Source organism: Streptomyces sp. NPDC086835, assembly GCF_044745705.1.
GTDB lineage: Bacteria > Actinomycetota > Actinomycetes > Streptomycetales > Streptomycetaceae > Streptomyces.
Genome location: NZ_JBIVAU010000001.1, coordinates 371,755 through 385,454, shown reverse-complemented (window position 1 = coordinate 385,454; position 13,700 = coordinate 371,755). Strand labels below are relative to the sequence as shown.

At 72.3% G+C, this 13,700-nt stretch carries 12 protein-coding genes and 1 pseudogene; 7 read left to right on the top strand and 6 right to left on the bottom strand.

What is annotated here, in order from left to right; genetic code table 11:
- The first annotated feature begins 292 nt into the window (after nucleotides 1–292).
- The 5 genes from ACIPJI_RS01725 (at nucleotide 293) to ACIPJI_RS01705 (ending at nucleotide 4,460) form a co-directional block, all read left to right on the top strand.
- Nucleotides 293–1,783, top strand: coding sequence for an ATP-binding protein (locus tag ACIPJI_RS01725; protein ID WP_402244718.1), 1,491 nt, complete (start codon nucleotides 293–295; stop codon nucleotides 1,781–1,783).
- Nucleotides 1,780–2,196 (top strand): roadblock/LC7 domain-containing protein, encoded by a 417-nt coding sequence (locus tag ACIPJI_RS01720; protein ID WP_189467833.1) that lies wholly within the window; start codon nucleotides 1,780–1,782, stop codon nucleotides 2,194–2,196. The genes ACIPJI_RS01725 and ACIPJI_RS01720 overlap by 4 nt, the downstream gene beginning before the upstream one ends.
- Nucleotides 2,193–2,552 (top strand): DUF742 domain-containing protein, encoded by a 360-nt coding sequence (locus ACIPJI_RS01715; protein ID WP_307706443.1) that lies wholly within the window; start codon nucleotides 2,193–2,195, stop codon nucleotides 2,550–2,552. Before ACIPJI_RS01720 ends, ACIPJI_RS01715 begins: the two co-directional genes overlap by 4 nt.
- Nucleotides 2,533–3,153 (top strand): ATP/GTP-binding protein, encoded by a 621-nt coding sequence (locus ACIPJI_RS01710; protein WP_307706444.1) that lies wholly within the window; start codon nucleotides 2,533–2,535, stop codon nucleotides 3,151–3,153. Before ACIPJI_RS01715 ends, ACIPJI_RS01710 begins: the two co-directional genes overlap by 20 nt.
- Nucleotides 3,154–3,362: 209 nt before the next feature.
- Nucleotides 3,363–4,460, top strand: a complete 1,098-nt coding sequence (locus ACIPJI_RS01705) for a selina-4(15),7(11)-diene synthase (protein WP_307706445.1) — start codon at nucleotides 3,363–3,365, stop codon at nucleotides 4,458–4,460.
- A 61-nt stretch (nucleotides 4,461–4,521) separates the two neighbouring features.
- On the opposite strand, the gene ACIPJI_RS01700 is transcribed toward ACIPJI_RS01705, so the two are convergent.
- The 5 genes from ACIPJI_RS01700 to ACIPJI_RS01680 all read right to left on the bottom strand — a co-directional run bounded on the left by ACIPJI_RS01700 (nucleotide 4,522) and on the right by ACIPJI_RS01680 (nucleotide 9,352).
- Nucleotides 4,522–5,427: a LysR family transcriptional regulator gene (locus ACIPJI_RS01700; protein WP_402243880.1), complete on the bottom strand. Its 906-nt coding sequence runs from the start codon at nucleotides 5,425–5,427 to the stop codon at nucleotides 4,522–4,524.
- A gap of 10 nt (nucleotides 5,428–5,437) precedes the next feature.
- Nucleotides 5,438–6,415, bottom strand: coding sequence for a DMT family transporter (locus tag ACIPJI_RS01695; protein WP_402243879.1), 978 nt, complete (start codon nucleotides 6,413–6,415; stop codon nucleotides 5,438–5,440).
- Nucleotides 6,416–6,609: 194 nt separating this feature from the next.
- Entirely contained in the window at nucleotides 6,610–6,840 is a 231-nt protein-coding gene (locus ACIPJI_RS01690) for a hypothetical protein (protein WP_307706447.1), read from the bottom strand.
- Nucleotides 6,841–6,861: 21 nt separating this feature from the next.
- Nucleotides 6,862–9,060 carry a 4-alpha-glucanotransferase gene (gene malQ, locus ACIPJI_RS01685; protein ID WP_402243878.1) on the bottom strand — a complete coding sequence of 733 codons (2,199 nt, stop codon included), beginning with the start codon at nucleotides 9,058–9,060 and terminating at the stop codon, nucleotides 6,862–6,864.
- 10 nt (nucleotides 9,061–9,070) lie between these two features.
- Nucleotides 9,071–9,352: a hypothetical protein gene (locus ACIPJI_RS01680; RefSeq protein ID WP_402243876.1), complete on the bottom strand. Its 282-nt coding sequence runs from the start codon at nucleotides 9,350–9,352 to the stop codon at nucleotides 9,071–9,073.
- Nucleotides 9,353–9,594: 242 nt separating this feature from the next.
- On the opposite strand from ACIPJI_RS01680, the gene ACIPJI_RS01675 reads away from it, so the two are divergent.
- Together ACIPJI_RS01675 and ACIPJI_RS01670 are read left to right on the top strand one after the other, a co-directional pair.
- Complete coding sequence (locus tag ACIPJI_RS01675; protein ID WP_402243874.1) at nucleotides 9,595–12,549, top strand: beta-N-acetylglucosaminidase domain-containing protein; 2,955 nt, start codon at nucleotides 9,595–9,597, stop codon at nucleotides 12,547–12,549.
- A gap of 60 nt (nucleotides 12,550–12,609) precedes the next feature.
- Nucleotides 12,610–12,921 (top strand): annotated as a pseudogene (locus ACIPJI_RS01670) (transposase); the annotation flags it as partial.
- Between the two features lie 218 nt (nucleotides 12,922–13,139).
- Here the strand turns inward: ACIPJI_RS01670 and ACIPJI_RS01665 are convergent.
- Nucleotides 13,140–13,580, bottom strand: coding sequence for an SRPBCC family protein (locus tag ACIPJI_RS01665; RefSeq protein WP_402243872.1), 441 nt, complete (start codon nucleotides 13,578–13,580; stop codon nucleotides 13,140–13,142).
- Between the last annotated feature and the right edge of the window lie 120 nt (nucleotides 13,581–13,700).

Genomic DNA, 13,700 nt, shown 5'->3' with positions numbered 1-13,700 from the left:
CGCGGGCCACCCCGCGCGCGTCCGGTCCCGCGCCGGAGCTCGAAGCGCGGGAGCTGCGCGCGGACGCCGCCGCGCAACCGGCCGGCGACCTTGCCGGGTGAACTTGCCATACCAACATCAGCGGCAAGACACGCCGTTCAAACATTTTCGAGTGAACTCGGCGCGCCCGTTTGCCATTTCGGCCGTATACATCACGACAGTGGAATGACCCACCGTCAAACGATCTAGCGCGAGCGGGATATGCTCCCGCCCGTCGTCATATGATCTTCCACGTTCGATTCTGAGGATGCTGATGGTTCGACAGGGAACGTCGACCGGAAGTCCGCGGCCCCCGGCCAGCCTTGTCTGGCAGCTGCCCGTAGCCGCGACCGTAGCGGCCGCGATCGCGGCCGTGTCCCTGGTCTCCGCTTCGGCCCGCACCCCCGTGGTCGTGATCTGCGTCGTCGCGGTCGTCGCGGTCGCCGCCGCCTGCGCGGAGGTGATGCGGCGCGGCAGACTCGTTGCCCAGCTGCGGCACACGGTCGCGGCGCAGGACGCAGCCCTCGCGCGACAGGCCGCCGAGACCACCCGGCTCGCCGGCGAGCTGCTGCCCGAGGTGGTGGAACGGCTCCGCAAGGGCGAGTTCCCCGAGGACGTGCTGGCCTCGCTCGACGCGTCGGCCGAGCACCAGGCGGTGCTCCGCTCGGTCGTCGGCGCGGTCAGCGCGGAGGAGGACCTGCGCGAGTCCGCCCAGCGAGCCTTCGTGAACATCGCCCGCCGCGTGCAGGCGATCGTCCACCAGCAGGCGCAGGAACTGCGGGAGATGGAGGACCGGCACGGTCAGACCCCCAGCGTCTTCGGCGACCTCCTGCGTATCGACCACGGCACGGCCCTGATCGGCCGCCTCGCCGACTCCATCGCCGTGCTCGGCGGTGCCCGCCCCGGCCGCCAGTGGAGCAGGGCCGTACCGCTGTACAGCGTCATGCGTGGCGCGATGTCGCGGATCATCGACTACCAGCGGGTCGAGCTGCACTCGGTCTCCGAGGTCGCCGTCGTCGGCACCGCCGTCGAGCCGCTGATCCACGCGCTGTCCGAACTCCTCGACAACGCCACCCGCTACTCGCCGCCGCACACCAAGGTCCATCTGACCGCGGTGGACGTGCAGTCGGGCATCGCCGTCGAGATCGAGGACGGCGGCGTCAGCATGAGCGAGGAGGCCCGGCTGCGGGCCGAGCGCATGCTGCGCCAGGCCCAGCAGGGCATCGACGTCAACGACCTCGGTGAGACGCCCCGCCTCGGCCTGGCGGTCGTCGGCCGGCTCTCCCAGGCGTACGGCTTCCAGGTCTCGCTGCGCTCGTCCGCGTACGGCGGCGTCCGCGCCGTCCTCGTCGTACCGCAGGACCTCATCACCACCGCCTCGTCCGCGACCGGCCTCGCGCACGGTATCGGCGCCTCCTCCGGCCCGCGCCCGGCCGGGTCACAGACCCAGGAACGGCTGCCCAGGGCGGCCGGCGGGCCGACGGCCGCGCTGTCGGCCGCCCCGCCCGAGGACGACCTGCCGGTGGTGACAGAGCGGACCCCCACCGGTCTGCCCCAGCGCCGCCGCAAGGCACGCGCGACCGTGCCCGCGCCGGCCGCGCCCCGCGAGTCCGCCGGCCCGACGGGGCCCGCCGGCGATGCGCCCTCGGCCGCCTCGGAGACGGAGTCCGCACCGGCGGTGCAGCCCGGCATGTGGCTGGCCGCGTTCCAGAGCGGCCTGTCCGGTGACACCACCCAGCCAAGCAAGGGGAACAAGCAGCCATGATTCAGCGGCAGTCCAACCAGACCAACATGGACTGGATGCTCAAGGACCTGGCGGAGGGCGTCCCGCAGACGCGCAACGTCGTCGTCCTGTCCGCCGACGGTCTGCGCATGGCCCAGTACGGCGCGGACACCGACACCGCCGACCGGCTGGCGGCCGCCTGCGCGGGACTGCAGAGTCTGGCGGCCGCCGTCGCGTCCGAACTACCGCACGGCGACGGGCAGATGCGTCTGGTCGTCATCGAGATGGACGGCGGGTTCTTCTATCTGATGGCGGCCGGCGCGGGCGCGTATCTCGCGGTACTGGCCGACGAAGGCGTCGACGCCGGACTGATGGGACAGCGGATGCGGGACCTCGTGCTGCGGATCGGAGAGCACCTGAGCACGCCGCCGCGGCATGAAGGACAGACCGCGTGAGCGACGCGGGCGGGGACTGGGAAGAGGCCAGTCCCGAGCGGCTCTACGTCATCACGGGCGGCCGCAGCGGCTCGTCCGCGCCCACCGCGCTCGACCTGGTCACCCTGATCGTGGCCAGGTCGGGTCCCAAGCCCGGCATGCAGCCGGAGCACGCAGCGATCATCCGGCTCTGTCACGCACCGCTCTCGGTGGCGGAGATCTCCGCCTATCTGAGCCTCCCGGTGAGCGTCGTGACCGTGCTGCTCAGCGATCTTCTGGCCGAGGACAAGGTGCTGGCACGCGCACCCGTCCGGGCCGCCCGTCTCCCCGACCGCGCTTTGATTGAGGCAGTGATCGATGGACTTCAAAAGCTCTGAGCAGGCCCTCGGGCCGCGGAGCGAGGACGTGCTGCCGGAGACGGCCACGGCCGCCGTCAAGGTGGTCATCGTGGGTGGTTTCGGCGTCGGCAAGACGACCCTGGTCGGCTCGGTGAGCGAGATCAGGCCGCTGACGACCGAGGAGACGATGACGCAGGCCGGGGTCGGCGTCGACGACACCCAGGGCGTGGAGCGCAAGACCTCCACGACCGTCGCGATGGACTTCGGCCGCATCAGCATCAACGAGGAACTGGTGCTGTATCTGTTCGGCACCCCGGGCCAGGAGCGCTTCTGGTTCCTGTGGCGCGGCCTGTTCGAGGGCGCGCTCGGCGCCGTCGTGCTCGTCGACACCCGTCGGCTCGAGGTCAGCTTCGACGTCATCGGACGCCTCGAGGAACGCGGCGTGCCGTTCGTGGTCGCCGTCAACTCCTTCCCGGACGCGCCCGATCACTCCCTCGATGAACTGCGTGCCGCGCTGGACCTGCCGGACGCCGTGCCGATAGTGCTCTGCGACGCACGCATGCGCAGTTCCAGCCGGGACGTCCTGATGACGCTGATGCGCTATCTCCAGACCCTTGCCATGACGCAGGAGGCGTCCTGACGGCAGCCGCGCCGCGTGGAGCACGGAAGTAACTGTTCCGTTCCGGCCACCAATAGTTCTCGAGTGGCCGGTTTGTATGGACATCGTCCTGTTGGATCGGCCACTCTGGCTGAGTACGATGCGTCTTAGTTGATCACTGAGGGGTGCAAGTTGCGCGTTTTTCATCGAAGTTGACGCACTGCACTCCCCGCATCGAGAGGCAGGCCGCAGTGGAGCCCGAGCTGACCGTTCCGCCGCTCTTCTCTCCGATCCGACAAGCGATCCATCCGAAGCACGCAGACATCGACGTCCAGACAGCGGCCTGGGCGGAGACGTTCCGCATCGGGTCGGAGGAACTGCGCGGCAAACTCGTCACCCAGGACATCGGTACGTTCTCCGCCCGCATCCTCCCCGAGGGCCGCGAAGAGGTCGTGTCGCTGCTCGCGGACTTCATCCTCTGGCTCTTCGGCGTCGACGACGGCCACTGCGAGGAGGGGGAGCTCGGCCACCGGCCGGGCGACCTGGCCGGCCTCCTGCACCGCCTGATACGTGTTGCGCAGAACCCAGAGGCCCCGATGATGCAGGACGATCCACTGGCGGCGGGCCTGCGGGACCTGCGCATGCGCGTGGACCGCTTCGGCACGGCCGGCCAGACGGCCCGGTGGGTCGACGCGCTGCGTGAGTACTTCTTCTCCGTCGTGTGGGAGGCCGCACACCGGCGCGCGGGCACGGTCCCGGATCTCAACGACTACACCCTGATGCGCCTCTACGACGGCGCGACGTCGGTGGTGCTCCCGATGCTGGAGATGGGCCACGGCTACGAACTCCAGCCGTACGAACGGGACCGGACCGCGGTACGGGCCGTGGCCGAGATGGCGTCGTTCATCATCACCTGGGACAACGACATCTTCTCGTACCACAAGGAGCGCAGGGGTTCCGGCTACTACCTCAACGCGCTGCGTGTGCTCGAGCAGGAACGCGGCCTGACCCCCGCTCAGGCCCTGGACGCGGCGATCTCGCAGCGGGACCGGGTGATGTGCCTGTTCACGACCGTGAGTGAGCGGCTCGCCGAGCAGGGAAGCCCTCAGCTGCGGCAGTACCTGCACAGCCTGCGCTGCTTCATACGCGGCGCTCAGGACTGGGGCATCAGCTCGGTCCGCTACACCACGCCGGACGACCCGGCGAACATGCCGTCGGTGTTCACCGACGTTCCGACCGACGACAGTACCGAGCCGCTGGACATCCCCGCGGTCTCCTGGTGGTGGGGGCTCCTCGCCGAGGACGCGCGGCCCGTCCGCACGCAGGTGCCGGCCCAGCGTTCCGCCTAGGGTCTTCCGTTCGGATCAGGCCGGATCCGCGGATCAGGCCTGATCGGGGAGCGGTCCGGCGTCACGCCGTCCGCTCCGACGCCACCTCCCGCAGGGCGTCCAGCACCCGGGCCACTCCCGGTGCCGATTCGGAGCCGCGCCGGACCGCCGCCAGCACATGGCGGCGTGGCCGGTCCGTCCCGAGGGGGCGCATCAGCACGCCGTCCCGCCGTTCGGCCGCCATCCTGGGCACCAGCGCCACGCCCATCCCTGCCTCGACCATCGCCAGGATCGCCGGCCAGCCGGCCGCGGAGTGCGCCTGTTCCGGCACGAAGCCCGCCGCCTCGCACGCCGCGAGCGTGATCTCGGACCAGGGGCCGCTGCCGCCGAAGATCCATGGCTCGCCGGACAGGTCCGCCAGCCGCAGATCCTCGGCCAGGGCCAGCGGATGACCGGCCGGCAGTGCCACGTCCATCGGGTCGGCGAGCAGCGGCACCAGGGCGAACCGCGGGTCGCGGGCCGTGGGCGCGTGCGCCGCGAGGGACAGGGCCAGGTCGACCCGGCCCGCGGAGAGGAGTTCGTACGCCTCCGACGCCTCGGCCTCCCTGATCCGGACGTCGATGCCCGGGTGGCCGGTCCGAAGCCGCCGCACCGCCGGTACGACGAGGGCCGGCACGGCCGTCGAGAACGCCCCGACCCGCACCACCCCGACCTCGCCCCGCACGTAGTCGGCCAGCTCCGCCTCCGCCCGCTCCAGCTGCGCGAACACCGCCTCCGCGTGCCGCAGCACCAGATGCGCCGCGTCGGTGAGCCGCACGCGCCGCCCTTGCGCCTCCAGCAGCGGCACACCGACCTGCCTGGCCAGGTTCGACAGCTGCTGCGACACGGCCGAGGGGGTCATCAACAGAGCCTCGGCGGTGGCCGTCACGGTCCCGTGCTCGCCGAGAGCACGCAGGATCCGGAGCTTCTTGATGTCCCAGTCGATCACGCACCGCACGTTATCGGGCGGGCCTTCCGGCGGCGGCGAGGGCCACCCCGCCGAGGATCAGCGCCATGCACACGACCTGCGCGCTCCCCATCGTCTCGCCCAGCAGCGCATAGGAGAGCAGCGCCACACACACCGGTTGCAGGTAGTAGACGACGCCGGCCCTGGCCGCCCCGATGAGTGCGATCGCCCTGTTCCAGGCGAAGAAGGCGAGGGCCGAGGAGAAGACGCCGACGTAGACGAGCGGACCGACGGTGCCGGCCGACGGCTCGAAGCCGCCCTGCACGGTGAGGCTGACCAGATGCGCCGGCAGCAGCATCAGCGCACCGAGCACGAACGTGGAGAACAGCAGCACCGGTCCCGCGAGAGCGTCCGGACGGCGGCGCAGCAGGGCGCTGTACGAGGCGAAGCTGAGCGCCGCGGCGAACATCCACAGGTCGCCCGGGGCGAAGCGGAGCGACAGCGACCCGTCGCCGACGAGCAGCAGGACACCGCAGACGGCGACGGCCGTCCCGAGGACGCGACGGGCTCCGAGCCGGGCGCCCGACAGCCGCTCGTACAGCGCCATCAGGACGGGCGAGGCGGCCATGATCATGCCCATGTTGGCCGCGGAGGTGGTGAGCCCGGCCTGGTTGACGAGGGTGTTGTAGACGGTGACGCCGAGGAGCGCGGCGACGGTCAGGAATCCGAGGTGACGGCGCACGAGCGCCCGCTGCCGCCAGGTCTGCCGCAGTGCGAACGGGGCGACGGCGGCGATCGCGACGACCCAGCGCCACAGCGCCGCCTGGACCGGAGGCACGGAGTCGTGCAGAGCGCGGGACGTGACGAAGCTCCCCGACCAGACGACGGTCGCGACCGCGGCGAGCAGCAGGCCGGGCCCCATGGCGCCGCGTGCCCACCGGGCCGCCCTCTCGCGACGGGCGCCTTCGCCCGAGGGCCTCTTCGGGGCCTGTGTGTCCGCTCCTGTCCGAACCTCTGGCGTCACGCTCATCCTGTGTCTCCTCCGCCCTCAGCGGGCCTCGCCGGCATGTGGAGCCAACCGTCACACGCGAGGAAACATCAGGTCCATCGAAAGTTTTCGATGGTTCCTTGAAGCAGATCTGAACGGTGGGCCGATGCCCGGGCACGGCGAAGGCGCCCGGGTGCGTCGCACACCGGGCGCCTTCGGGCCGGATCAGTCCTGCGTCAGCTCTGCTTCTTGGACTTGTCGAGCACCATCACCAGACCGGCGATCACCGCGAAAAGGACGAGCGGCGCCACCACGTACAGGCCGAGGGTCTCGGCCACGCTCAGGCCCGGACCCGGGTCGTCGCCGTCGTCCGGGGTGAGCGCAAGCGCGGGGGACGACATGAGCAGCATCATCAGCGTCGTACCGGCCGCTACGGCGCCGGCGCGCAAGGCGTTCTTCTTGTCCACGGTGCCCAACGTAGCGAACGGCTATGACGGCCGCGCGTCCGGGGGTGCCGTACGGGCAGCGAAGACCTCCAGCAGACGGTGCAGCCTGGGTGAGGCGGCCAGCTCCTCCAGGCTCATGGGGCGCCCCTCGGCGTCCGAGACGGGCAGCCGCCAGTTCGGGTACTGGTCCCAGGTCCCCGGCAGGTTCTGCGGGCGTCGGTCGCCCACGGCGTCCGGGAGCCAGATCCCCACCATCCGCGCCGGGGTGCGCAGCAGATAGCGGTAGACGGCCCGGATCGCACCCTCCTCGTCGCCGACGCCCTCCGGCAGCAGGCCGAGGTCGCCGAGCAGGCCCAGCCACTCGGTGACATCGGCCGTCTCCTCCGTGCGCTCCTCCTCCAAGGGGCGGGCCAGCAGACCGAGCCGGTGGCGCAGCTCCACATGGCCGCCGGTGAGACGGGCCGCCGTGGACGGCAGGTCGTGGGTGGTGGCGGTGGCGACACAGCCTTCGCGCCACTTCACGGGCGGCAGCGGGCGTCCGTCGCCGGTCCAGTCCCGTTCGAACCAGAGCACGGAGGTGCCGAGCACGCCGCGGCGGGAGAGAGCCTCCCGCACTCCGGGCTCGACCGTCCCGAGGTCCTCTCCTATGACGACGGCGCCCGCACGGTGCGCCTCGAGCACGAGGACGGCGAGCATGGCCTCCGCGTCGTAACGGACGTACGCGCCTTCGGTGGGCGGGCTGCCGACCGGCACCCACCACAGCCGGAACAGGCCCATCACATGGTCGATGCGGAGCGCGCCCGCGTTGCGCAGGATGCCACGCAGCAGCCCGCGGTACGGGGCGTAGCCGGACGCGGCCAGCGCGTCCGGCCGCCACGGCGGCAGCCCCCAGTCCTGGCCGTGCGCGTTGAACGCGTCCGGCGGGGCGCCGATCGACATCCCGGCGGCGAAGGAGTCCTGCTGCGCCCAGGCGTCGGCGCCGCCCGGGTGCACACCGACCGCGAGGTCGTGGACGATCCCCACCTCCATGCCGGCCTCGTGGGCCGCACGTCCCGCGGCGGCCAGCTGCTCGTCGGTCAGCCAGACCAGCCGGCTGTGGAAGTCGACCCGGTCGGCCAACCCTGCCCTGGCCTCCGCCGTCTGCGGCGAGCGGGGGTCGCGCAGCGCGGCGGGCCAGTCGTGCCACTCGGAGCCGTACACCTCGGCGAGCGCGCACCAGGTGGCGTGGTCCTCCAGCGCCTGGCCCGCTTCCGCGACGAAGTCGCGGTAGGCGGCGCGGCGTCCGGGGCCGAGGGGGACGCGGTGGATGATCTCCAGCGCCTGGGCCTTGAGCTCCCAGACGGCGTCCCGGTCGATCAACGCGCCTTTGTCGAGCACCGATTCACGCAGCTTTGCCGCCCGGTCGCGCAGTTCCTCCAGCCGCCGCCGGTCCGCCGGGTCCGCGTACGCGTACTCGGGCACGTCCTCGATGCGCAGATGGACCGGGTCGGGGAAGCGACGGGAGGAAGGGCGGTACGGGGAGGGGTCGGTGGGGGCGCCCGGTACGGCGGCGTGCAACGGATTCACCTGGACGAAGGACGCGCCGAGCGACCGTCCCGACCAAGTGGCCAACTCGGCAAGGTCACCGAGGTCGCCCATGCCCCAGGAACGCGCGGAGAGCAGGGAGTAGAGCTGGACGAGGAAGCCGTGGGAGCGCCCGTCCGGGCCGGGTACCCGCGCGGGAGCGACGACCAGACCGGCGTCGGTGCCGCGGCCGTCCGGCGCGACGACGTGCAGCCGGTGCACACCGGGCGGCAGTTGCAGCCAGACCCGGGCACCGTCCTGGCCTTTGGCGCCGTGCGCGGGGGCCGGGCCGGTGCCTTGCGGAGTGCCGTCCGCGGTCGCCGCGGCCGCGTTCCGCGCGTCCGTGCGCCGTGGGGTGGTCCAGTTGAGCTCGCGGCCCTGCTCCGTGGTAACGCGGAGGGTCGTGCCGGCGGGGAGGGCGGTCAGAACCGGTGGGACGCCGGCCCTCTCGCCGTCGGGGCCTTGCCATACGACCACCGTGCGGGGCAGCAGCCGGCTCGCCGCGGCCCGCTCGGCACGGTCCAGCGCGGCGCGTACCGCCTCCGGCGTGGACGCGTCGATGTCCAGCGCGGCGAGAACGGCCACGACGGTGGCGTCCGGGACTGCGACGGTGACGCCCTTGGCGGGCGAGAACGTGGTGGCGACTCCGTGCAGCTCGGCGAGCCGGGCAAGGCCCATGCGGACTCCTTCAGACCCCCGGCGACTCCGTACCGCCCGCCGTGCCGTGGGCGGTCGGCTCGCTCGTCAGGGGCGCGATGTCGGCGAGCGGTGGCTCGCTGGTGAGCGGGGCGGCGTGAGCGAGCGGCGGCTCGCTCGTGAGAGGGACGTCGTAGGCGAGCGGCGGCTCGCCGGTCAGCGGGGCCTCGTGGGCGAGCGGGCACGCGGTCGGGGCCGGTTTCGACGGTCCCGGAACCTGCCCCGGGACCTGTTTGGACAAGGCGGAGAGCAGCAGGTGCGCGGATGCGGCCACGGTAATCACTCCAATGGGACGTGAGGGGTCACAGCAGCCCTACCCAACGCGCGGAACGGCAGACGTGTCCGTCCGGTCAACGTGTTCCGTGTCACATCCCGTTCCTCGTTCGTCACTTGCCCCGATCATTCACCACGCCGGGCAAAAGGCGCACAACGGCCACGCACATTGACACTCCGACGGTGGTGGTGGTGGGCTCGAAACCGACCGGAATGGCAGGGGTCGGACGAGGGGAGACAGCCGTGCGGCTCGGGGCCAGGAGACGTACCGCGGCAGCCGTCGCGGTCGCGGTCATCGGTGGTCTGCTCGGCGGCGCGGGAACCGCGCACGGCACGACCGCGCAACCGCAGGAGCCCGGCTCCCCCGCCGGCGCCGCGCAGGACCCCAAGGACACCGCCGCGCCCCCTTCCGTGTGGCCGCGCCCCCAGTCCCTGCGCACCCGGGGAGAGGCCGTACGGCTGGGCGACGAGGTGACACTCGTCGCGGACCCGTCCGCCGACCCGTACGCGGTCGAACTCCTCGAGGAGTTGCTCCGCGAGTCCGGCGTCCGCACCCTGCACACGCGGCTGCCCGGCCGTGGGCCCGTGGTCCACCTCGGGGGCGGCGACGCCCTGTCGGCGCTGCGCGCCCTGCGCGCGCCGGAGCGCACCGATCTGCCGTCCGGCGGCTACCGGCTCGCCGTCGGCCGCGTCGCGGACCGTGACACGGTCGCCCTCGACGGCGTCGGCGAGGACGGCCTCTTCCACGGCGTGCAGACCCTGCGCCAACTGGTCAAGGCGGGAACGGTCGCCGGAGTCGTCGTACGCGACTGGCCGGGAACCGCCGTGCGCGGCACGACGGAAGGCTTCTACGGACGCCCCTGGGACCGTGAGCAGCGCCTGGAACAGCTCGACTTCATGGGGCGCACGAAGCAGAACCGCTATCTCTACGCCCCCGGCGACGACCCCTTCCGGCAGACCCGCTGGCGCGACCCGTATCCGGCCGCCCAGCGTGCGGAGCTGCGTGAACTGGCGGAGCGGGCGCGGCGCAACCACGTCACCCTGGCCTGGGCCGTCGCGCCCGCCCAGTCCATGTGCCTGGCCGACGAGGCCGACGTGAAGGCCCTGACCCGCAAGGTCGACGCGATGTGGGCACTGGGGTTCCGGGCGTTCCAGCTGCAGTTCCAGGACGTCAGCTACAGCGAATGGCACTGCTCGAAGGACGCGGAGACCTTCGGCTCCGGGCCCGGCGCGGCGGCGAAGGCGCACGCCCGGGTCGCGGGCGAGGTGGCACGCCACCTGACGGAGCGTCACCCCGGGGCGGAGCTGTCCGTGATGCCCACCGAGTTCTACCAGGAGGGCACGACCGACTACCGGCGGGCGCTCGCGGAGCAGCTGGACGGCACGGTCCGGGTGGCGTGGACCGGGGTCGGCGTGGTGCCGCGCACCATCACCGGCCGCGAACTGGCGGGCGCCCGGGACGCCTTCGGCCACCCCCTGGTCACCATGGACAACTACCCGGTCAACGACTACGCGCAGGACCGGCTGTTCCTCGGCCCCTACACCGGCCGTGAGCCGGCCGTGGCGACCGGGTCCGCCGCACTGCTCGCCAACGCGATGGAACAGGCCACCGCCTCCCGCGTCCCGCTGTTCACCGCCGCCGACTACGCCTGGAACCCGAAGGGTTACCGGCCCGAGCAGTCCTGGCAGGCCGCGCTCGACGACCTGGCCGGCGGCGACGCCGGTGCTCGTGAGGCGCTGCGCGCGCTCGCGGGGAACGACGCTTCCTCGATCCTGGACCCCGACGACGAGTCGGCCTATCTGCGGCCGCTGCTGGACGAGTTCTGGCGTTCCCGCACCACGGCGGACACCCGGGCCAGGGACCGGGCCGCGGCCGCCCTGCGCGCGGCCTTCACGGTGATGCGCCGGGCGCCGGAACGGCTCGCGGGCACCGCCGACGGCCGGCTCGTGGCCGAGGTCCGGCCCTGGCTCGACCAGTTGGCCCGGTACGGGAAGGCCGGCGAGCTGGCGGTCGACATGCTCCAGGCGCAGGGCCGCGGCGACGGTGAGGCCGCGTGGCGCGCCTCGCTGGCGCTCGAGCCGCTGCGCACGGACGTGGCCGCGAGCCGGGCCACGGTCGGCAAGGGTGTCCTCACTCCCTTCCTGGACCGGGCCGTGAAGGAGTCACGCGCCTGGACGGGAGCCGACCAGGCCGCGGCCGGGCGACCCGGCCAGGACGTCGTGCGGCTGGCACGGCCCCGGCCCCTCACGGCCGTGACCGCGATGACGGCGCCCGCGAACGGCTCCCCGCGCTCCGCCGAGTCCGCCGGCCGGCTCGAGGTGCACGTCCCCGGCGAGGGCTGGCGTCAGCTGGGCCCGCTGTCCGCGGGTGGCTGGACCCAGGCCGACGCGGCGGGGCTGCGGGTGGACGCCGTACGCGTCACGACCGGCGGCGGCGACAGCCCGACCGTACGCTCCCTGGTCCCCTGGTTCGCGGACGAACCGGCGGCGGGTCTCGACCTCGTGCGCGAGACGACCAGCGCCGAGATCGGCGGCAGGCCGCAGCGCGCCGACGTCCGGCTGACCGCGCAGCGCCCCGGCGAGGTGCGCGGCTCGCTCACCGCGGAGGCGCCGGCGGGCATCAAGGTGACCGTCCCGAAGCAGACCACCGTGCCGCGCGGCGTGCGCACCACGGTGCCGGTCGAGGTGACCGTCCCCAAGGACACCCCTGCGGGCGAGTACCGGGTGCCGCTGTCGTTCGCCGGACAGGAGCGCACGCTCACCGTGCGCGCCTTCCCGCCCACCGGCGGCGGCGACCTGACACGCGAGGCGGGCGCGACGGCGTCCTCGTCCGGCGACGAGACCGCCGACTTCCCGGCCGCCGCCGCGATCGACACAGACCCCGGCACCCGGTGGTCGTCCCCGATCGGCCCGAGCGCGTGGTGGCAGGTGGAGCTGGCCCGGCCGGTCCGGGTGGGACAGGTGACGCTGCACTGGCAGGACGCGTATGCGACGAGGTATCGCATTCAGGTCTCCGCGGACGGCAGGGTCTGGCGCACGGCCGCGACGGTCACGGACGGCAGGGGCGGCCGGGAGTCGGTCCGGATGGACGCGCAGGGGACGCGGTTCGTGCGGGTGCGGGGCGACGAGCGGGCGACGGAGTTCGGCTACTCGCTGTTCTCGGTCGAGGCGTATGCGGTGGCGGAGGGCGCGCGCTAGGCAGTGTCCGACGAGTCATGTGACGAATCTGGGCCCACTGCCCACGTCGTTCCGATCCGCATGGGGCGGGGTGATCCATCCAACGCAGAGTGGGCTCGGCTGAAGCCGCACCTGCCGCGGAACGTCGGGCGGGGCGGGCGGTGGAAGAGTCACCGCAGGGTGATCAACGGCATTCTCTTCCGCCAGCGCACCGGCATCCCGTGGCGAGACCGGCCGCCAAGGTTCGGGAAGTGGAAAACGGTCTACGAAAGGCATCGCCGCTGGTCGGCGGACGGCACCTGGGAGAGGCTCCTGCGGGGCGTCCATGCCGACGCGGATACGGAGGGCCGGATCGACTGGAGCATGGGCGGTGTTGACTCGACGTCCTGCCGGGGACGACCACCGACGCGCCAACGGCCGAACGGCTCCTGCGAGATTCGCGGGGCAACCTCCGCGACGCTGTGGGCGATCGTTCCGCTGGGGCTGGGGGTACCTCCCAGGCGTAGCTCTGGGGGAGGGTCGGCACAGCAGAACCCACGGGGGCCGGTTCCCCGTCGCTCCCCGCAACCCCGGTTCCGGGCCCCCATAATCTCCCCGCACCCCGGCAGGGCTCACGCCTCAAGCAACGCCTTCAGCTTCTCCTCATTCCTCGGCAACTCCTTCCGCAGCTGCGGACGGAGTACGAGCGGCGCAATCACCTTGCCGATCCCGTGCGTCTCGAAGTCGACGGAGAACGTCATGCGCGACCGCTCACCGTTGCCCAGCGGCTCGATCGTGCCCGTCACATCCCCTCGGATGGGGCCGTCGATACCGTGGAAGTGCCACCGCCTCGGAGGATCCAGCTCGGTCACCTCCATGGTCATCGGGATCTCTCGACGGCCGACCCGCCGGACCGTTTGGATCTTCGAGCCCACGGCCAGAGGGGCGTCGCCCATCGTGTGGGCCGATACGGCGCTCGCCTGCCACTCGTGCAGATGCGAGGGATCGGTCACGTACGCGAAGACGTCTTCGGGGCGCCGGGCGATATCGACGCTTTCCTTGATCGCGGTCATTTCGTCCCCTTTGGCTAGATCCAAGGCCATCGTCCCACCGGACCCCTAGGCATGCCAGGCAGCCGTCAGGCCGAGCGCAGGACCTCCGCGTGCCGTATCGGCGGCGACCCCTCGGCCGTC